The 19,589-nt window shown below is 59.9% G+C and carries 21 protein-coding genes; 8 read left to right on the forward strand and 13 right to left on the reverse strand.

The annotated features are described in order from the left end of the window. The 3 genes from AC1D35_RS14570 to ribH form a co-directional block, all read right to left on the reverse strand. Positions 1–1,161: sodium/proton-translocating pyrophosphatase (locus AC1D35_RS14570; RefSeq protein WP_477938783.1), on the reverse strand; the 1,161-nt coding region annotated here is incomplete at its 3' end. A 195-nt stretch (positions 1,162–1,356) separates the two neighbouring features. Next, complete coding sequence (gene nusB / locus AC1D35_RS14575; RefSeq protein ID WP_113308438.1) at positions 1,357–1,839, reverse strand: transcription antitermination factor NusB; 483 nt, start codon at positions 1,837–1,839, stop codon at positions 1,357–1,359. Between the two features lie 2 nt (positions 1,840–1,841). Next, positions 1,842–2,297, reverse strand: a complete 456-nt coding sequence (ribH, locus tag AC1D35_RS14580; RefSeq protein WP_477938785.1) for a 6,7-dimethyl-8-ribityllumazine synthase — start codon at positions 2,295–2,297, stop codon at positions 1,842–1,844. Positions 2,298–2,642: 345 nt separating this feature from the next. Between ribH and AC1D35_RS14585 the strand changes: the two genes are divergently transcribed. From AC1D35_RS14585 to AC1D35_RS14595, 3 genes are all read left to right on the forward strand, one after another. Beyond that, the gene (locus AC1D35_RS14585; RefSeq protein WP_113295299.1) at positions 2,643–3,002 is read left to right on the forward strand and encodes a hypothetical protein; all 360 of its coding nucleotides are present in this window, start codon (positions 2,643–2,645) and stop codon (positions 3,000–3,002) included. Between the two features lie 121 nt (positions 3,003–3,123). Beyond that, on the forward strand, positions 3,124–3,618 hold the full coding sequence (locus AC1D35_RS14590; RefSeq protein ID WP_113308437.1) for a cupin domain-containing protein: 495 nt from the start codon (positions 3,124–3,126) through the stop codon (positions 3,616–3,618). Between the two features lie 42 nt (positions 3,619–3,660). Beyond that, a complete protein-coding gene (locus AC1D35_RS14595) occupies positions 3,661–4,176 on the forward strand; it encodes a GNAT family N-acetyltransferase (protein WP_113295297.1) in 516 nt (171 codons plus the stop codon). Here the strand turns inward: AC1D35_RS14595 and AC1D35_RS14600 are convergent. The 6 genes from AC1D35_RS14600 to AC1D35_RS14625 all read right to left on the reverse strand — a co-directional run bounded on the left by AC1D35_RS14600 (position 4,157) and on the right by AC1D35_RS14625 (position 10,836). After that, positions 4,157–4,777: a riboflavin synthase gene (locus AC1D35_RS14600; RefSeq protein WP_113295296.1), complete on the reverse strand. Its 621-nt coding sequence runs from the start codon at positions 4,775–4,777 to the stop codon at positions 4,157–4,159. The two genes, AC1D35_RS14595 and AC1D35_RS14600, sit on opposite strands and share 20 nt — an antisense overlap. Then, positions 4,777–6,096, reverse strand: coding sequence for a bifunctional diaminohydroxyphosphoribosylaminopyrimidine deaminase/5-amino-6-(5-phosphoribosylamino)uracil reductase RibD (gene ribD, locus AC1D35_RS14605; RefSeq protein WP_477851812.1), 1,320 nt, complete (start codon positions 6,094–6,096; stop codon positions 4,777–4,779). Before ribD ends, AC1D35_RS14600 begins: the two co-directional genes overlap by 1 nt. 2 nt (positions 6,097–6,098) lie before the next feature. Continuing rightward, positions 6,099–6,575 carry a transcriptional regulator NrdR gene (gene nrdR / locus AC1D35_RS14610; protein WP_113295294.1) on the reverse strand — a complete coding sequence of 159 codons (477 nt, stop codon included), beginning with the start codon at positions 6,573–6,575 and terminating at the stop codon, positions 6,099–6,101. 110 nt (positions 6,576–6,685) lie between these two features. Continuing rightward, a complete protein-coding gene (glyA, locus tag AC1D35_RS14615) occupies positions 6,686–7,984 on the reverse strand; it encodes a serine hydroxymethyltransferase (RefSeq protein ID WP_113308435.1) in 1,299 nt (432 codons plus the stop codon). Positions 7,985–8,163: 179 nt separating this feature from the next. Continuing rightward, positions 8,164–9,465, reverse strand: coding sequence for a L,D-transpeptidase family protein (locus tag AC1D35_RS14620; protein ID WP_113295292.1), 1,302 nt, complete (start codon positions 9,463–9,465; stop codon positions 8,164–8,166). Between the two features lie 621 nt (positions 9,466–10,086). Beyond that, positions 10,087–10,836 carry a DUF4145 domain-containing protein gene (locus tag AC1D35_RS14625; protein WP_113308434.1) on the reverse strand — a complete coding sequence of 250 codons (750 nt, stop codon included), beginning with the start codon at positions 10,834–10,836 and terminating at the stop codon, positions 10,087–10,089. A gap of 246 nt (positions 10,837–11,082) precedes the next feature. Here AC1D35_RS14625 and AC1D35_RS14630 point away from each other — a divergent pair, with 246 nt between their 5' ends. Beyond that, positions 11,083–11,802: a hypothetical protein gene (locus AC1D35_RS14630; RefSeq protein ID WP_477938789.1), complete on the forward strand. Its 720-nt coding sequence runs from the start codon at positions 11,083–11,085 to the stop codon at positions 11,800–11,802. Between the two features lie 178 nt (positions 11,803–11,980). On the opposite strand, the gene ldtR is transcribed toward AC1D35_RS14630, so the two are convergent. After that, positions 11,981–12,493, reverse strand: coding sequence for a transcriptional regulator LdtR (gene ldtR, locus AC1D35_RS14635; protein ID WP_113295289.1), 513 nt, complete (start codon positions 12,491–12,493; stop codon positions 11,981–11,983). A gap of 128 nt (positions 12,494–12,621) precedes the next feature. After that, the gene (locus tag AC1D35_RS14640) at positions 12,622–13,059 is read right to left on the reverse strand and encodes a DUF6163 family protein (protein ID WP_113308432.1); all 438 of its coding nucleotides are present in this window, start codon (positions 13,057–13,059) and stop codon (positions 12,622–12,624) included. A gap of 135 nt (positions 13,060–13,194) precedes the next feature. On the opposite strand from AC1D35_RS14640, the gene hemB reads away from it, so the two are divergent. From hemB to AC1D35_RS14660, 4 genes are all read left to right on the forward strand, one after another. Next, on the forward strand, positions 13,195–14,208 hold the full coding sequence (hemB, locus tag AC1D35_RS14645) for a porphobilinogen synthase (protein WP_113295287.1): 1,014 nt from the start codon (positions 13,195–13,197) through the stop codon (positions 14,206–14,208). Positions 14,209–14,281: 73 nt separating this feature from the next. Beyond that, the gene (locus AC1D35_RS14650) at positions 14,282–14,740 is read left to right on the forward strand and encodes an RDD family protein (protein ID WP_113295286.1); all 459 of its coding nucleotides are present in this window, start codon (positions 14,282–14,284) and stop codon (positions 14,738–14,740) included. Positions 14,741–14,922: 182 nt separating this feature from the next. Then, on the forward strand, positions 14,923–15,699 hold the full coding sequence (locus tag AC1D35_RS14655) for an arginyltransferase (protein ID WP_113308431.1): 777 nt from the start codon (positions 14,923–14,925) through the stop codon (positions 15,697–15,699). Continuing rightward, positions 15,699–16,577: a DMT family transporter gene (locus AC1D35_RS14660; protein ID WP_477938792.1), complete on the forward strand. Its 879-nt coding sequence runs from the start codon at positions 15,699–15,701 to the stop codon at positions 16,575–16,577. The genes AC1D35_RS14655 and AC1D35_RS14660 overlap by 1 nt, the downstream gene beginning before the upstream one ends. Before the next feature lie 9 nt (positions 16,578–16,586). On the opposite strand, the gene AC1D35_RS14665 is transcribed toward AC1D35_RS14660, so the two are convergent. Then, positions 16,587–17,084, reverse strand: coding sequence for an SRPBCC family protein (locus tag AC1D35_RS14665; protein ID WP_113308429.1), 498 nt, complete (start codon positions 17,082–17,084; stop codon positions 16,587–16,589). A 193-nt stretch (positions 17,085–17,277) separates the two neighbouring features. After that, a complete protein-coding gene (parC, locus tag AC1D35_RS14670) occupies positions 17,278–19,533 on the reverse strand; it encodes a DNA topoisomerase IV subunit A (protein WP_113308428.1) in 2,256 nt (751 codons plus the stop codon). Between the last annotated feature and the right edge of the window lie 56 nt (positions 19,534–19,589).

The following is a 19,589-nucleotide window of genomic DNA, read 5'->3' on the forward strand; positions in this document are numbered from 1 at the left end:
TTCCAGGGATACCGCAAGGCCCTGGATGACGTTGGTGCCGTGGCCGGTGACCGATGCCTGGGCGATCGAGACGACCGGGCGCTTGCCGGTGCCGGTATAGTATTCAGTGATGACGACGATCAGCGCTGTGACGACGAGGCCGACGAGACCGCAGAAGAAGAGCTTCGTTCCGGTAATGTCGAAACCTGCTACCTGGCCAAGCGAACCCCAACCGACTGTCAGCGAGGTTGCTGCGCCGAGACCAATGATCGACAAGAGGCCCGTCACGATAAGGCCCTTGTACAGGGCGCCCATGATCGAGCCGTTCGAGCCGAGCTTGACGAAGAAGGTGCCGATGATCGACGTGATGATGCAGGCGCCGCAGATTGCCAGCGGATAGATCATAGCCGACTGCAGTATGGGTGCACCGGCAAAGAAGATTGCCGCGAGAACCATTGTGGCGACGACGGAGACTGCATAGGTCTCGAACAGGTCGGCCGCCATGCCGGCGCAATCGCCGACATTGTCACCGACGTTGTCAGCAATGGTTGCCGGGTTGCGCGGATCGTCTTCCGGAATACCGGCTTCGACCTTGCCGACGAGATCGCCGCCGACGTCGGCACCCTTGGTGAAGATGCCGCCACCGAGACGGGCGAAGATCGAGATCAGCGAGGCGCCGAAGCCGAGCGACACAAGGGCGTCGATGACTTCACGCGAGCCGGCCTCATGGCCGAGCACGATAGTCAGCACATAATAATAGATGGAAACACCAAGCAGCGCGAGGCCGGCAACCAGAAGGCCGGTAATCGCGCCCGACTTGAAGGCGATGTCCAGGCCGGCCGAGAGGCTGGTGGATGCTGCCTGGGCGGTGCGCACGTTGGCGCGGACGGAGACGTGCATGCCGATGAAGCCGGCGGCACCCGAGAGGACGGCGCCGATCAGGAAACCGATCGCGGCCGTGGCGGAAAGGAGCAGCCATGCTGCAATGAAAACAACAATGCCTACAATGGCAATGGTTCTATACTGACGCGTCAGATAAGCCTGTGCGCCCTCGCGGATATAGCCCGCGATCTCCTGCATGCGGCTGTTGCCCTGGTCGGCAGCAAGTACCGACCGGGTTGCCCAGATGGCATAGACCACCGAGAGCAGGCCACATGCGATTACCAATAAAAGAATGGTCATTCGCTCTTTCCTCCCATAAGCCGGAGCTCACTCCTTCTCCGGCGACGAATGCTGCTGAATCGACTCCTCTCCATAGAAACGCCCAGCAGGCGAGCGGAGATTGCGTGGTCGATAACGTCGCGTCAAGACTGCAAAACTTCAAAAGCCTTGCAGTTCCGCAGAAACAAAGGGAGGGATCGTTTGGCGGCTAAGTGCCTATTTCTTCTGGTCGCCGCGCACCTGCTTGGCGATGCGGTCCAGAACAGCATTGACGAGCTTCGGCTCATCATCGTCGAAGAAGGCCCGGGCGATCTCGACATATTCGGTAACGATGACAGCGACGGGCACGTCCTTGCGGTCGACGAGTTCGAAGACGCCGGCGCGCAGGATGGCGCGGACGGTGCTGTCCAGACGCGATAGCGCCCAGTCGTCCTGCAAGGCGGAGGCGATCAGCGGATCCAGACGAAGCTGGTCGCGCACGACGCCAGAAACGATCGAGCGGAACCAGCCGGCGTCAGCCTTCAGATAGGTTGCGCCGTCGATTTCCTGTCCAAGGCGGTGGGCCTCGTATTCCGCCACGATTTCCAGAACGCCGGTGCCGCCGATATCCATCTGATAAAGCGCCTGCACAGCCGCAAGACGCGCAGCGCCCCGCTGATTGGCAGCCTTGACCGGTCGTTCGGTATTTTCGTCAGTCATTCTTATGCACCCAACTTCTTCTTCAGCTCGATCATGGTGAGAGCTGCACGGGCAGCGAAACCGCCCTTGTCCTTTTCCGAGCGGCGCACGCGCACCCAGGCCTGTTCATCATTCTCGACGGTCAGGATACCGTTGCCAATGGCAAGGGACTCGCTGACAGCGAGATCCATAAGAGCGCGCGAGGACTCGTTCGACACGATGTCGAAATGATAGGTCTCGCCGCGGATGACCATGCCGAGGGCAACGAAACCATCATACTGCGTGCCGTCATTATCCGCGCCATCGAGCGCCATGGCAATCGCCGCCGGAATTTCCAGCGCGCCGGGCACGGTGACGACGTCGCAAGTAGCGCCCGCCTCTTCCAGCGCGAAGGTCGCGCCTTCCAGAAGAGCATCAGCCATGTCGTCATAGAAGCGTGCTTCGACGATCAAAATATGGGGAGYGGTCTCTTTCGGCATGGTTCACCTTCGTTTGGAGGGGCATTTTCCACTCGGGCAGGCCGCGGTCAAAACATGCCTTCGTCCGAATGGCAAGCAAATTCGGGTGGCGCTCTAAAGGAAAGACGAAATATCTGCAATGGGATAGCAGAGGCAGGCATTGTCAGGCGCAACGACGCAAAAAACATGCTTAGCCGGGTGCCGGAATAACGGCAATTCCAAGGCAGATTTCATGAACAATTTGTAATTTGTTTTCAGTAGCTTAGGCCATTGAAACGCCGATGCTGCAGCGCCAAATCCCTGTCGTAACGCCGACGATCCCCTGCAACGACAGCCGACCGTCCCAGCTGACGAAAGGATACTATCATGAACCGCGTTGCTAAAATCGCTATTGCCGCCGCTTTCTCCTCCCTTGCATTTGCCGGCGTCAGCCGGGCTGAAAGCCTCGGCATGAATACCGCCCAAGGTATCGAACAGACCCTTCGCACCTTCCAGGGCAACGACTTCGACATCCAGCCCGTCTACGACTGGCACAACCTCGACGACGAAAGCACCGGTCCGCGCTCCGTCCTCCAGCGCTCCCAGAGTGCTGTCCACGCCATACAGGCCTCCATCGACGCCAACAGGTCGCTAGCACACAGGCTGAACAGTGATGGTGTCAATATCCGCAATGTCGTGAACGCCGAACAGGCAGCCGACGGCAGCATTACGTTCTACGTTCGCTGAGGCTGCCACGGAAGGCGGGCATGGGCGGCTGATCTCCTCACCGCCCATGCCGCCTTTTCCCGAAATCGCTGTTGCATTTTCCGCCGGATAGGGTTGTCTTCTCGCCAAAGCGGAGGACCCTATGGCGATGAATGCAAAGCCGGTCATCAATACGGCCGACCTACCCCTTGAGCACTGGACGAGAGGACGGCTTTTCGAAAGCCGCGACACTTCGTTCGGAAAACACCTGGGTCTCACCAATCTCGGCATCAGCTACAGCGAAGTGCCGCCCGGCAAATCCGGTTGCCCCTTCCATAATCATCATGTCGAGGACGAGCTCTTCTATATCATCGAGGGCACGGGCGAATATCGTTTCGGCGACCAGCGCTATGCGATCAAGAAGGGCGACGTGCTGGGCGCGCCCGCAGGCGGGCCGGAAACGGCGCATCAGATCATCAACACCGGATCAACGCCGCTCATCTATTTCGGCCTGTCGACCAAGGCGAAGACCGAGATCTGCGAATATCCCGATTCCGGCAAGTTTCTCGCCAAGACCAACCGCGAAGGAAGCTCCTTCGACCATATCGGCCGGGGAGAAAATGCGCTCGATTACTGGGACGGCGAACCCGGCCTCTGAACCTCGGCCACCTCTCGACAATTTGTTTAAAGCATTCTCATCATGATCGATATTCCGACCTTGGAGACCGAGCGGCTCGTGTTACGCCCTCACCACATCGATGATTTCGATGCTCATTACGATCTCTGGCGAAACGAGGACGTCGTGCGCTTCATCAGCGGCGTACCTTCCACCCGCGAGCAGAGCTGGTCGCGCATGCTGCGCCTTGCCGGCATGTGGCACTATATGGGCTTCGGCTTCTTCGCGATCGAGGCGAAAGAAAGCGGCCGTTTCATCGGCGAAGCGGGTTTTCTCGAAGCCAAACGGGACATGCAGCCGTCGATCGAAGGCACGATGGAGGTGGGTTGGGCGTTGCTGCCTTCCGCGCACGGCAAGGGTTATGCCACAGAAGCGCTGAAGGCAATCATCGGCTGGGGCGAGAAGCAGTTTCCGGGACGACCGATGAGCTGCATCATCAGCCCGGACAATTCCCCTTCCCTGAAAGTAGCCGAGAAGCTCGGCTTCAGGGAAACAGCGCGGACGGACTATAGCGGTCCGGTCATTCAGTTTTTGCGCTAGGGAATTCGGCAAGACGGGCGGCATAACGCGCCATCGTGTCGACCTCGAAGTTGACGAAGTCGCCTGCCCTGCGTTCGCCCCAGGTGGTGACCTCAAGCGTGTGGCGGATCAACAGCACGTCGAAATCCGTACCATCGACGGCATTCACGGTCAGCGACGTGCCGTCGAGCGCAATCGAACCCTTGGGTGCCACGAATTTCGCGAGATGGAAAGGCGCGCGCAGACGGAAGCGCGTAGCATCGCCTTCCTCCGTGACCGACAGGATCTCGGCCTTGCCATCGACATGGCCGGAGACGATGTGGCCGCCCAGCTCGTCGCCGATCTTCAGCGAACGCTCAAGATTGATATGGTTGCCCGCCTGCCAGGTGGAAACGGTGGTAAGCCGCAGCGCCTCCTCCCATGCTTCGACCTCGAACCAGCGGCCGTTGCTGCCGTCCTGCGGCAGGCCGGTCACGGTGAGGCAGATGCCGGAATGGGAGATGGAAGCGCCCATATCGATGGTCGCCGGATCGTAATTCGTCGCGACGCGAAGCTTGATGCCTTCCTTCAACGGCGAAACGGATTCGATCGTGCCGATATCGGTAACAATTCCGGTGAACATCAATTCTCTCTTTCGTATTCGTCCAGGCGATCCGCGCCGAATATATAAGTGCCCCTGTGGGCGAAGCCGGATGGTATGTCGGTTGCCTGCAACGGAGATTCAATACCGCCCTCGCCGATGACGAGAGGCGCCTGATAAAGCTGGATACGATCGACGAGACCGGCTTCGAGGAAAAGCCTCGCGGTTTTCGCGCCGCCTTCGACCAGGAGCGAGGAGATGCCGCGTGTGGCAAGGGCCGGCAGCAGGACTTCGGGATGATAGGGATTGCAGTAAAGGATTTCGACGCCGGCGGCTTCGAGTGCTGCGCGGCGGGAGTCCATCTCGGTTGGGTCAGTGGGTGTGTTACCCCCCTCTGTCCTGCCGGACATCTCCCCCACAAGGGGGGAGATTGGCTGGAGGCCAGCTCCCTGCACCACATTTTCCGCTGCGGGTGACGAGCGACCATCTTGGGAATTCGGAGCKAGCGCCTTGCCGATCTCCCCGCTTGTGGAGGAGATGTCCGGCAGGACAGAGGGGGGTGTCCCATCCGCCTCCGACCCTAGCGGTGAAACCTCTTCACTCGCCACAACGATGACCGGCACCTCCCGCGCCGTCTCGACAAGCTTGCTCGTCAGCGGCAGCGAAAGAGTGGGATCAAGCACGATACGAACAGGCGATTGCGTTTCAAGCCCGGGCGCACGCACCGTCAGCAACGGATCGTCAGCAATCGCGGTGCCGATGCCAACGAGGATCGCATCGGTTTCGGCGCGCAGCGCCTGCACCTGGGCGCGGGCTTCCGGGCCAGTGATCGCCACCTGCCCTACCCCCTCGCGGCCGATCATGCCATCGGCTGAAACGGCAAGTTTGAGAGTCACATAGGGGCGGTTCTTCGTCTGGCGGGTGAGATAGCCTGACAGGGACTGCCTGCCCTCCTCCTCCAGCACGCCCGACGTCACCTCGATGCCGGCATCGCGCAGCATGGCAATGCCGCGGCCGGACACTCTGACATCAGGATCGGTGACGCTGATGACGACGCGGCCGACGCCATAAGCGATCAGAGCCTCGGCGCAGGGCGGTGTCTTGCCGTGATGCGAGCACGGTTCAAGCGTGACATAGGCCGTCGCACCGCGGGCGAGTTCACCGGCTTCGGCCAGCGCCTGCGGCTCGGCATGCGGGCGGCCGACGAGCGCGGTCACGGCACGGCCGACGATCACACCATCACGGACGATGACGCAGCCGACGGATGGGTTCGTGGAAGTCTGGCCCGTATGCCAGCGCGACAGGCGGATCGCGGCTGCCATGAAGCGTTCATCCTCAGGCTGCGCGATCCCCTCGCCCATGGTCAGACGTCCAGCGGATCGCGGCCGATCTTGGCGTTGATCTCGGCGATCAGTTTTTCGAAATCCTCGGCATGCGAGAAATCGCGATAGACCGAAGCGTAGCGGACGAAGCCGACATCATCGAGGCTCTTCATGGCTTCGAGAACCTGCAAGCCTATCTGTTCGGAGGAGATTTCCGTCTCGCCCGAGCTTTCCAGCCGGCGCACGATGCCGGAAACGGCGCGCTCGATGCGGTCGCGATCGACAGGGCGCTTGCGCAGCGCCACGTCGAAGGAACGGACCAGCTTGTCACGATCGAAGGGAACTTTCCTGCCGGTCTTCTTGGTGACCATCAGTTCGCGCAACTGCACGCGCTCGAAGGTCGTGAAGCGGCCGCCGCAATCCGGGCAGATGCGGCGCCGGCGGATGGAGGTGTTATCCTCCGCCGGGCGTGAATCCTTGACCTGAGTGTCTTCCGAACCGCAATAGGGGCAGCGCATGCCTTCTCCTTAGCATCGGCCCGAAAATCGAAATCGATTTTCGGAAAGCCTGATGCGTAGATTCAAAGAGTTAGAGCGTCCTTCGTGCGCCCGAACGGGCGCATGGCGCTCTAGCCCATGTAATCATACATGGGAAAGCGATCGGTCAGGTTCACCACCTTGCCGCGGACGGCAGCCTCGACGGCGGCATTGCCCTCGTCGGAATTAGCAACCTTCAGGCCATCGAGAACCTCGACGATGAGGTTACCGATTTCGCGGAATTCCGCTTCCTTGAAGCCGCGCGTCGTGCCGGCCGGAGCGCCGAGGCGCACACCCGAGGTGACAAAGGGCTTTTCAGGATCGAAGGGAATCCCATTCTTGTTGCAGGTGACGTAGGCGCGGCCGAGCGCTGCTTCGGCGCGCTTGCCGGTGGCGTTCTTCTTGCGCAGGTCAACCAGCATCAGGTGGTTGTCCGTGCCGCCGGAGACGACATCGAGGCCGCCAGCGATGAGCGTTTCGGAGAGCGCCTTGGCGTTCTTGACGATCTGCGCAGCATAATCCTTGAATTCCGGCTGCAGGGCTTCGCCGAATGCGACAGCCTTGGCGGCGATGATGTGCATCAGCGGGCCGCCCTGGAGACCGGGGAAGACAGCCGAGTTGAACTTCTTGGCCAGATCCTCGTCATTCGTCAGGATGACGCCGCCGCGCGGACCACGCAGAGATTTGTGGGTCGTCGTCGTCGCAACATGGCAGTGCGGGAACGGCGACGGATGTACGCCACCGGCAACGAGACCGGCAATGTGGGCCATGTCGACCATGAGGTAAGCGCCGACGCTGTCAGCGATCTCGCGGAAGCGCTTCCAGTCCCAGATACGCGAATAGGCGGTGCCACCGGCGATGATCAGCTTCGGCTTGGTTTCCTTGGCCTTGCGCTCGACTTCATCCATATCGAGCAGGTTGTCGCCTTCGCGCACACCGTAAGACACGACGTTGAACCACTTGCCGGACATGTTGACCGGCGAACCGTGCGTCAGGTGACCGCCGGAGTTCAGGTCGAGGCCCATGAAGGTATCGCCCGGCTGCAGCAGCGCCAGGAATACCGCCTGGTTCATCTGCGAACCGGAGTTCGGCTGAACGTTGGCAAAATTGACGCCGAAGAGCTTCTTGGCGCGCTCGATGGCCAATTCCTCGGCGATATCGACGAACTGGCAGCCACCGTAGTAGCGCTTGCCCGGATAACCCTCGGCATATTTGTTGGTCATGATGGAGCCCTGGGCTTCCAGAACGGCGCGGGAAACGATGTTCTCGGATGCGATCAATTCGATCTCATGCCGTTGACGACCGAGTTCCTTTCCGATCGCGCCAAAGATTTCCGGATCGACGTCCGCAAGCGAGCGATTGAAGAAGGATTCGGTGGAAGCATTGGTCATGGCGGGCTCCTACGGTGGAATGCGGCAAGGTATTAGCCTTCCGCCGATGCGAGGGCAATACGAAGAACGACATTTGCTGGGCTAAGCGCGCGGGCCGATCACTTTGATTGAAGTGGGGGCCGCAGAAACAAAAAAGCCGCGCAAATGGCGCGGCTTTTGAGGATCGTTTGATGTCCGGATTACTGGACCGGCTGCTCCATACCCGAGGTAGTGTCGAGCGCCAGTTCGGCATTGCCATCCATCTCGTAGATGTCGTCGCGGAACTGAACGACGCCGTCGGGCATGCCCCAGGCCGAGATATAGACGAAATAAACGGGAACTTCGGTCGCGAGCTTGATCGGCGTGTTGGTGCCGCTTGCGATCACCTGCTCCATCTGCTGGCGGTTCCAGCCGGGCGTTTCGCGCAGCAGCCAGTTCGACAGGTCGCGGACGTTCTGGACGCGCACGCAGCCCGACGATTCGAAGCGCATGAGCTTGTTGAACAGGCCCTGCTGCGGCGTGTCGTGCATGTACTCGCCGTTCTTGTTGTAGAAGTTGATTTTCGTGGACGCCATGGCGTTGATCTTGCCGGGGTCCTGACGGAACATCAGGTTCGGCGCCTCGCCGTTCCAGTCGACGGTCTCGGGGGGGACTTCGTTGCCCTTGCCGTCGATCAGGCGGATCGCGTTCTTTTCGAGATAGGTCGGATCCTTGCGCATCAGCGGCACGATGTCCTTCTCGACGATCGAGCGGGGTGCCGTCCAGTAGGGGTTGAGGATGACCTCGTAGACCTTCGAGTTGACGAGATGCGTCGGGCGGCTCAGGCGGCCGACAACCGCGGTATGGCGCGTCGCAACGCTGCCGTCTTCAACGGCTTCCACATAGGCAGCCGGAATGTTGACCATCAGGTGGCGGCGTCCCAGGTCTTCCGGGAAGGTCTGCAGGCGGATGAGGTTGGTGTTCAACTGCTGCAGGCGCACATCGGCGGGAATGTTCATCGCCTTCAGCGTGAATTCGCCGAGCACACCATCGGCGGGCAAGCCGTGACGGGCCTGGAAGCGCTTGACGGCGCCGTCGACATAGGAATCGAAGGCGTTGGACAGGCCGGCTTCACGCGGCAGATCGCCGGTGATCGCGAGACGCTGGCGCAGCGCCTGGACGGTGGGGGAGCTAACACCGAGCTGCAGGCGCTGATCGCCAGGATTGACCTCAGGCCAGCCGCCGGCGGAAGCGATCTGCTGATACTGCATGATCGCCTGCTGGGTGCTCGGCACCGACTGCGGGCTGAGGATCGGAGTATTGGAGAGAACGGCAGTCGCCGTGCGCGAGGCGGCCTTGGCATCGAACTGGTCGTCCCAGTTACCGCGCTTGGGGGCATTCAGGAGCCCATCCAGCGCCGATTGCGCGAATGCGGGTCCGGCAAGCGCGCCGGCACCAACCGTTGCCGCCGACGCCAAGAAGGCGCGGCGGGAGAGAGCTTCAATTCCGTTCTTCTTAGACATTCGTCCCAACCACTCAATGCCGCGGTGGAGGAAGCCGCAGCCATTTGCGATATCACCGCGCTTTAACGCAGATCCCTATCCGTTCGTTCTTCCGGCGCAGCAGGAAATTCCGCCAGTCCCATCACAAGATTGCGAGCAACCTGGATGGTGCCAATGGTCCATCGAGGACGCCGGCTATCGAATATTCCGCTGTCACATCAATATGGCCAATTCGTGTTGCCGGGCCGGAAGACAGACTGCCGGTTGCCGGGAACCGCATGCCACGAACCATAAGACGGGTAAACCGTGCCGGTTAATAACGACTAAAAAACGGCTTGAATACCGGGCTTTGTGCTTGGTTGCCGTGCGTTGCAAAGATGCCACGCAGAGGTGAATGGCCAAACTGGGCGCGCTGAGAACGCAGCCGGTTTTCGTCAACATCTAACCTGATGGCCGCGTGAGCAGATGAGCAGCCGGCTTCCGTGGCAGAACGCCGCCTGCTCGGCGCCTAACTTACCGAGGGACACTCAGCCAGCAGCGCAATTTGATGGGGTGGGTCCGGTCTATTTCGGCCGGTGTGGGCTCGCCTTTACGGCTGGACATGACGCCGTCCGTTCATCATATGCTCGCGAATTGCAAGTGCTAGATTTTGCCCTTCTTGTCCACAATTTCCTGTGCAAGCGCCTTGATAGCCCCCGCTTTGTCATCAATCAGGATTTCAATTAGGTGCTCAACGATCTGGAAGCACTTGAGAATGGTGTCCCATTTCATCGGGCCTGCATGACTGCCGAGATTCCCGACCCATCGGAGAGCATCAAAAAGCGTTTTATGGCCCGGCTTTTGGTCCTCGAACAGGTCGATCCGCTTGCTAAGATCGTAACGCGTCGGCTTGGATTTCTTGGTCATTCCCTCTCTCGGAATGCCGTAGTGGTCAAGCAGCGCCTCAACGAAGACGCGGATGCGATTTGCGCAGGCGCCGGTATCGCCCCACATCAAACCGAAAGCCGCGCTCAAATGCTCAGCGCAATGTTTCGGTAACTGGTCGGACAGGCGAAACACTGGAGGTGCCGGGAACATGCTCCGGGGAAGGTACTCGGGCCGGTAATGCTCTTGAGCACCATCCTCATCGTATTGGATATCGACATCATGCGTGATGTCACCGCTGACTGCGACAACTTCTCCGCAGGAAAACGCGTCACATTGCAACAGGCAGGCGAACCGCGTCACGTCGTTGTATGGATGGTAGCCTTCCTCCCTATGCTGGCGATCGGCATAGGTGGCCTGTACAGTACTCATGGTCTTAGAGACCAGCCCGAGAGAGCCCCGCGTGCATCTCGGGCAACCGTAGCCGGGAAACGACGAGAACGATCTCCTCCAGAGCCCTTGGTCCATTCCTGCCTCCCCGAATCACGCTCACACAGTTAAATCAAAGGCCGGAAAGGCGAGTTTCCGCAAGCTGTCACGTCACCATCCGCGCCCTCCCCATCGAGGTGCTGCCAGCCACTTAATTCTCCCCGCAACTATGCTTTCACAATCGAGCACCCAGCCCGGAGGCTTCAGTTGCCCTGTGGGTTTGCGGTTTACGGTATTGTGCGCACAACTTCCGTTACTTACTTTCTCTCCAGCAAGAGGGGTAAGATGAACGACTTTCCTGAATATGATGACCTTCCGGACGACCCCGAAGTTGCGTTCGTCCGACTGTACGAGCGGCATAACCAAGAATATCAGGAGCAGACCCACGGCGTGCAAGACACCCGCTCAGCGGCCGTCGAGTTCATGAACACCATGCTGGGCGTCGCACAGGGTCTCGAAATCCTCGGATTTGAGAACTGGACTATTCCCGAGGACTGGGACGACATCTACCCCGTTTTCACAAACTTCGACCGCGCGCTGAAGCGCTACGTGATGGAAGTGAAGGTCCGGAAGTCTCGCGTCACAAAGGTCTATTCGGTCCAGCTCAGCCCAGAGGACAAGGAGCGCATCCACAATCTCATTCGAGAGATCCGGGACGTTCTGACGACTGCCGACCTGCAGGACCGCAAACGCAATTCGCTGTTCAGCAAGCTTAACGCGTTCGAAGCGGATGTGGACAGGGTACGGACAAGATTCGAGAACGCCACCCTAATGGCAATCGACATTGTCGGCGTCGTGGACAAWGGGACGAACACCCTCAAGCCCATCAATGAGCTTCTGCGGCGTATTCAGGCCATCATGGGCAACGCCAAGGATGAAGAGCCCGAGCAGAATCAGCTGCCGCCCCCTCCCGAGCGCAGGAAGCTGCCGCCTCCCCCGAAGCAGATTACCGGCCCTTCCGAAGGCAACTTCTCACGGGATTTGGACGACGACATTCCCTTCTAACGAAAAGCGCACCACGGAGGGAAGCCGTGATGCGTTCAATTGCCGATTGGAGGTCGGATTTACTGGCATGCAAGTGGCACGCAAACGAGCGCCACCCTGTACCATCTCGTGCCTTTTAGTGCACTTGCGCGCCAGTTGGAGTATTCTAATATTGAACCAGTTACAGCGTCGTACTGGATTACAGACGGTACAAAATCTGATCGTTCCAGAAGCGATCGAGACGCTGCAGGAGCTTGTTCATCTGCGTAAACTCGTCGGTGCCGATGCCGCCGACCTTGTCGATCGAGGCGATGTGGCGTTCGTAGAGTTTGGCGACCGTTTCGGCGATGTCCTGGCCGGTTTCGGTCAGGCTGATGCGGACCGAGCGGCGGTCGATGCGCGAGCGCTGGTGGTTGATGAAACCAAGGTCGACCAGTTTCTTGACGTTGTAGGAGACGTTCGAGCCGAGGTAGTAGCCGCGGGAACGCAGTTCGCCGGCGGTCAGCTCGGAATTGCCGATGTTGAAAAGCAGGAGCGCCTGGATGGCGTTGACGTCGCTGCGGCCCTGACGGTCGAACTCGTCCTTGATCACGTCGAGAAGACGACGATGAAGACGTTCAACAAGGTGAAGGGATTCCATGTAAAGATCACGGATGCCCTGTTCGTGTGCATGGAAAGTCGATACCGCCTGCGGCTTGATTTTCGTGTTCATTTGACTGCCTCACTGTTTTGTTTGGCGGTGTCGTTTTCTTCCCGCCTTGAGTGAGACCCTATCGAATACATATAAAATTCGACTTAAACCGCAGGCTTAACAGAGGCTTACGAAAACCTCTTGCTGTATCAGGGTAAATCAACGCTTACCTGGCGACGCTGGCGGCGTCGCTCCAGCCACAGGGAAAGCCTGAAAATCCAGTAGATGACGGCCACGATCACATGGAGCAGGATGATCAGCTGGTTGGCCCCGAAGGTCTGCGGAAGCAGGCCGTACATGAGGATCTGGCCGCCGGCGGCAAGCACCCAGATCACCGGTCCCCAGGAAACTGTAAGCCAAAGGCCGAGCGAGGCGACAGGGAAAAGAACGGCAAGGCAGGTGCTTGCGACCTTCCATGGCAGGCTCAACAGATCGAAGCGGCCGGCGCCGACCAGCGAGTAGCCGACGAGCATCGCCCAATATTGCAGGCCGAACCAGAAACAGGAAACGGCGACGAGCCGCAGGAAGAAGATAAAGAGGATATCCGTCAGCGTCCGTTTCGGTATCGTCGGAGAATCGGTTTCCATGGCGAGACCTCACGTTCCAAGTCGCGGCTTCGATTTTTCGGGTTTCATCCGCCGCGGCCAATCGTCCGGTTTGGATTTCCCGGGGCGCATGATAATGACCGCTCCGATAAATGGAATGGCCCAGGGACAGATATCATGCAGGACAAGACGCATCTCGTCGATGAAATCACCGGTCACCGCCGCATGCGGCGCAACCGCAAGGCGGACTGGACGCGCCGGCTGGTGCAGGAAAACCGCCTGACGGTTGACGATCTGATCTGGCCGATCTTCATCGTTCCGGGAACCGGCATCGTCGATCCGATCGCGGCGATGCCCGGCGTGAACCGCATGAGCGTCGACAAGGCGGTCGAGGCGGCCAGGGAAGCGGCCGATCTCGGCATCCCGGCGCTTGCCACCTTCCCTGATATCGAGATGGAATTGCGCGACGAAACGGGCTCCAACAGCCTGGTTGCCAATAACCTCATCAATCAGACGACGGCGGCCATCAAAAAGGCGGTGCCTAATATCGGCATTATTACCGATGTGGCGCTCGACCCATTCACCAGCCACGGGCATGACGGCATCCTGCGCGACGGTGAGATCGTCAATGACGAGACGGTCGATCAGGTCGTCCGGGCCGCGATCCTGCAGGCCGATGCCGGCGCCGACATCATCGCCCCCTCGGAAATGATGGACGGGCGCATCGGCGCGATCCGCCGCGGGCTCGATGCCGCCGGGCATCAGAGCGTCGGCATCATGTCCTATGCGACGAAGTTCTCCTCCGGCTTCTACGGTCCCTATCGCGAGGCGATCAACACCAAGGGCCTGCTGAAGGGCGACAAGAACAGCTACTATATCAATCCGGCCAACGGCACCGAAGCGATCCGCGATGCCGCCCTCGATGTCGAGGAAGGCGCCGACATGCTGATGGTCAAGCCGGGCCTTGCCTATATCGATATCTGCTGGCGGGTGAAGGAGGCGTTCGGCCTGCCGACTTTCGCCTATCAGGTCTCGGGCGAATATTCGCAGATCAAGGCTGCGGCGATGAACGGCTGGATCGACGGCGAGCGGATCATGATGGAGACGCTGCTCGCCTTCAAGCGCGCGGGCTGCGACGGCATCCTCACTTATTTTGCGCCGGAAGTGGCGAAAATCCTCGCCAAAAGGTGATTTTGGGGCGAATTATTGTATTTCCCCCTGACGATACCATATCAGCGGCATCGTTTTTCGAAGGGAGATATGGATGAGCTACGATCCCAACCCGCTTTATGCCGCACCGGAGGACTGGCGCGCCTATAGCGGTGTGCTGAGCCGTCGCGTCCTCGCTTTCATCCTCGACTATGTCATCGTCGCCCTGCTCTGCATTCCGGCGGCGATCGTGGTGTTCTTCCTGGGAATCGTGACACTGGGGCTCGGCTTCTTTCTTTATCCGGCGCTGTTCGTCATCGTCGCGGGCATCTACTTCGGCCTGAGTGTCGGCGGTCCGTTACAAGCCTCCCTCGGCATGCGCGCGATGGGCATCGCGATCGTGCGCGTCGACGGGCGGCAGATGGACTTCCTGACGGCGATCGTTCACCTGGCGCTATTCTGGATCCTGAACTCGGTGCTGACGCCGCTCATTCTGCTGGTCGGCCTGTTCACAGAGCGCTCGCGCCTGCTGCACGATTTCCTCGTCGGCACGGCGACTGTCCGCACCAACTGATTCAGTCCCGGCGGGGACGAAATAAAGTCTCCGCCCGCCCTTTGCCGGCCATAAAAGGACGCCATATCCAAGAAATCGAATATTCGATTGCGCGGCACTGAATGCCGTGCGGTTGACGTTTTTTATTCTTGCGTCATGCTGTCCGCATCGACAGGCGCCCCGAAAGGAAATCTCCGCGAGAGATGAATACGCAGACCACGCCATCCCCTCAGTTTTATCTGACGGCTCCGGCTACCTGTCCGTATCTGCCGCATGAGATGGAGCGCAAGGTCTTCACTCATCTCGTCGGCCCCCGTGCGGCGGAGATGAACGATATCCTGACCCAGGGCGGTTTCCGCCGCTCGCAGAACATCGCTTATCGTCCCGCCTGCGAGGCCTGCCGCGCCTGCGTGTCTGTACGTATCCTGGCGCAGGAATTCGAGCCCACCAAATCAATGAAGCGGGTACTGACTGGCAATTCCGATATCATCGCCACGGAATTTCCGGCTCAGCCGTCGAGCGAGCAATATTCCCTGTTCCGCCGTTATCTCGATTTTCGCCACCAGCAGGGCGGCATGTCCGACATGACCGTGCTCGACTATGCGATCATGGTGGAAGACACGCATGTAAACACCAAGATCATCGAGTATCGCCGACGCGAGGAAGGTTCAGGGCTGGAGACGCGACCGAAGGGTGAACTGCTCGCCGCCGCCCTGACCGATACGATGAGCGACGGCCTTTCGATGGTCTATTCCTACTTCAATCCGGATCTCGACCGGCGCTCGCTCGGAACCTTCATGATCCTCGATCACGTGCGCCGCACGAGAGCGCTCGGCCTGCCGCATGTCTATCTCGGCTACTGGGTTCAAGGGTCGCGGAAGATGGATTACAAGACACGCTTCCAGCCGCAGGAGCATCTGACCCCGCGCGGTTGGGAACGCTTCGATCCCTCTTCTCTCGAGGACGATCCGCAGGACTGATGCCCCTTGCCCACCTTTCCGATCACCGGAAAGGCCTGCTGCTGACGGCAATCGGCGGTCTGGCACTTTCCATGGACATTCCGCTCGTCCGTCTTGCCGAGGGCGATATATGGTCGATCCTCGGCATGCGAAGCGTGGCCACGGTTCTCGCCGCACTCATCATCCTGATCGGTATCCGCCTTTTCTCCGGCAAGTGGCCGGTGCTCATTCTGGGACGGCCCGGTGTGGTGGCCGGTCTGCTCTACGGCATCTCCTCCCTCACCTTCGTGCTGGCGGTCTTCAATACAGCCACGGCCAATGTTGTCTTCATCGTCGCTTTCAACCCGATGTTCGGGGCATTACTTTCCTGGCTGTTCCTAAAGGAGAGGCCACAGCCAGCGACGCTAATCGCCATGCTGTTCATGATCTTCGGCGTCGGACTGATCGTGAACGAAGGGCTTTCGAGCGGCCACGTCTTCGGGGACGTCATGGCGCTGCTCAGCGCGCTTATCCTCGCCGCGGCCATCACAGTTGGGCGTGCCTCGCGCCGGGAGATGGGCTTCGTGCCACTGCTTGCCGCCATCCTGCCGGCAGCACTCGGCCTAACACAGATCCTGCCATCCGGGCTGTCAATCACCCATCCCGGCTGGATCCTCTTCAATGGTGCCATCCTGATGCCGGTCGCCTTCTGGTGCCTGGCGACGGGACCGCGTTACCTCTCCGCGCCCGAGGTCGGCATGTTTTATCTCTTGGAGACAGTGCTTGCGCCGATCTGGGTCTGGATGATCTTCGCCGAAACGCCCGCTACCATGACGCTCATCGGCGGCGCGATACTGGTTGCAGCGATTGCCRCGCATTCCGTCTGGATGGCGAGAGGCAAGAGCGCTCAGTCCGCTTGATCGGCCCCCTCACATCATAGCACCGGCGGACTGACCTACCTCGGAGTTCGATCGCTTCGAACCAGTGGAAAGCTCCAGTTCTCGATCCAGCCCTTCGACAATATGCGTCCAGCCCTGGCGGGTCTTTTCCTCATATTCCGCCCATTCGGCGCACATTTCATGCGTGATGGTCAGGCGACTGCCGCTGCCGAGCGGTTCGATATCGATCTCGACGCGATCGCAATTGTGGTCGTGCTCCTCGACCGAAAAGCAGAAGACGATGTGTCTGGGGCGCTTCAACTCCAGGAATACGCCGTGATGAAAGGCGTCGCCGGTCGGGCGGCGGTCGACGATGAAGAAGCGGCCGCCGACGCGCGGATCGATATCGGCGCGAATGACGTGGCCGTCATCGGTCGCAAATAAAAAGCGGCGGGCGATTTCGGGATTGAGCCAGGCATCATAGACCGTGGCAGGCGGCGCCCTGTAACTGTGGGCTACGTGCAGTTTGATGGTATTGGCGGCAGGCATCGGCGTTCCTCCGGTGGTGGGCCTCCGTTGTCGGGGCCTCCATTGTTCGCGCGCGCTCACAAGCGTACGGCTATGGCCATCCCGCCCGCCCGCGGAACGACGTTGCCCTTCTTGTTGGCCCTTCTTTTTGGTGACAGGACTGAGATAGCGGAATTGCTCCGCCTGCCAAGGGCGGAGCATCAAAATTCCGGGATCAGCCGGCGAATTTACCGCTGCGTGGGAAGCCCTTCGGCACGGTGCGGCCGGCGGTGGCGCGGTCGGCCAGCCATTCGGCAAGCTCGTCCTTGTTCTTCGTGAAAGTGCGGCCTGCGCTATCTTCCCAGTTCAGGCCATCGGCGATGGCAAAGCAGCGAACGTCAGAAATGCCGCCGTCCTTGTAGCGCTGCAGGCGCACGCCCTTGCCACGCGTCATTTCCGGCACTTGGCTCAGCGGGAAGACCAGCATCTTGCGGTTTTCGCCGACGACCGCGACATGATCGCCGCTCACCGGAACGAGAAGCTTGGTCTCGTGAGGCATCGAGACGTTCATGATCTGCTTGCCCTTGCGGGTATTGGCGACCATTTCCGTTTCCGGAACCACGAAACCATTTCCTTCCGTGGAGACGATCAGCATCTTGCGCGTCTGATCGTGGACGAAGGCGGTCAGAACATCCTGATCGTTTTCCATGTCGATCATGATACGCAATGGTTCGCCGTGGCCGCGGCCGCCGGGCAGCTTGTCGCCGCCGAGCGTGAAGACCTTGCCACCGGTCGTGACGATCAGGATCTTGTCCGTCGTCTGTGCCGGGAAGGCCACCTTCAGGCCGTCACCTTCCTTGAAGGTCAGGGTCGAAGTATCAGAGATGTGGCCTTTCAGAGCGCGGATCCAGCCCTTGTCCGAGACGACGACGGTGATCGGTTCCTTCTCGATCATCGCGTGCTGAATGGCTTCCTCGTCAGCATCAGGGGCTTCGGCAAACTGCGTGCGGCGACGGCCGACCTCTGTGGCCTTGGCGAATTTCTTCTTCACCTCACCGATTTCCCAGGCGACCGTCTGCCACTGCTTCTCGTCGGAGGCGAGCAGCGCTTCGATATCGGTCTTTTCCCTGGTGAGTTCGTCGTGCTCCTTGCGGATCTCGAATTCTTCGAGCTTGCGCAGGGCACGCAGCCGCATGTTGAGGATCGCCTCGACCTGATTGTCCGTCAGGTCCCAGCGGGCCATCATCACCGGCTTGGGCTCATCCTCCTCGCGGATGATGCGGATCACCTCATCGATGTTGAGGTAAGCAATCAGCAAACCGCCGAGGATTTCGAGGCGCCGGTCGATGGCCGCAAGACGGAAGCGCGAGCGGCGCTGCAGGACCTCGCGGCGGTGCGCCAGCCATTCCTTGAGCACTTCGTTCAGCGCCATGACGCGCGGGATCACGCCCATCGACAGGACGTTCATGTTCAGCGGGAAACGGCTTTCAAGCTCAGTCAGCTTGAACATGGATTCCATGAGAATGGTCGGATCGACGGTGCGGCTCTTCGGCACTAGGACGACGCGGATGTCCTCGGCCGATTCGTCCCTGATATCTTCCAGCAGCGGCAGCTTGCGGGCGATCAGGAGCTCGGCGATCTTTTCGATCAGGCGCGACTTCTGCACCTGGAAAGGAATTTCGGTGACGATGATCTGGTAGCCACCGCGGCCGAGATCTTCCGTCTCCCATTTCGCACGCACGCGAAAACCGCCGCGGCCGGTGCGGTAGCTCTCGATGATGCTTTCTTTATTATCGATGATGATGCCGCCCGTCGGGAAATCCGGGCCGGGGATGAATTCGACGAGCTTCTCGATCGTGGCATCGGGATGCTTGATCAGGTGCAGTGCGGCATCGCAGATCTCATGCACATTGTGCGAGGGAATGGATGTCGCCATGCCGACTGCGATGCCCGAGGAACCGTTCGCCAGAAGGTTCGGGAAGGCGCCGGGAAGAACGATCGGCTCGGAATTGGACTCGTCGTAGGTATCACGGAAATCGACGGCATCCTGGTCGATACCTTCGAGCAGCAGCTCGGAGACCGCGGTCATCTTCGATTCGGTGTATCGCATGGCGGCGGGACTATCGCCGTCGATATTGCCGAAGTTGCCCTGCCCGTTCACCAGCGTGTAGCGCTGCGAAAAATCCTGCGCCAAGCGTGCCAGCGCATCATAAATCGACTGGTCTCCGTGCGGGTGGTAATTACCCATCACTTCGCCGACGATCTTTGCGCATTTCCTGAAGGCCGCATTCGGCCGCAGGCCCATGTCGTGCATCGCATAGACGATGCGGCGATGGACCGGCTTCAGGCCGTCACGCACATCCGGCAGCGCCCGGTGCATGATGGTCGACAATGCATAGCGAAGGTAGCGCTCTTCGAGTGCCGCCTTCAGGTCGACCGGTTGAATATTGTCGCCGTCTCCGCCAGAAGGCGGTAAAATCTCTTGTCCCATAGGTCCTGACTAGCTCAGAAACCCTTGAGGGGCAAGGAATCCGGGCATTCCGGCTG

The sequence above is a fragment of the Rhizobium sp. P1_E6 genome (genome assembly GCF_056405875.1).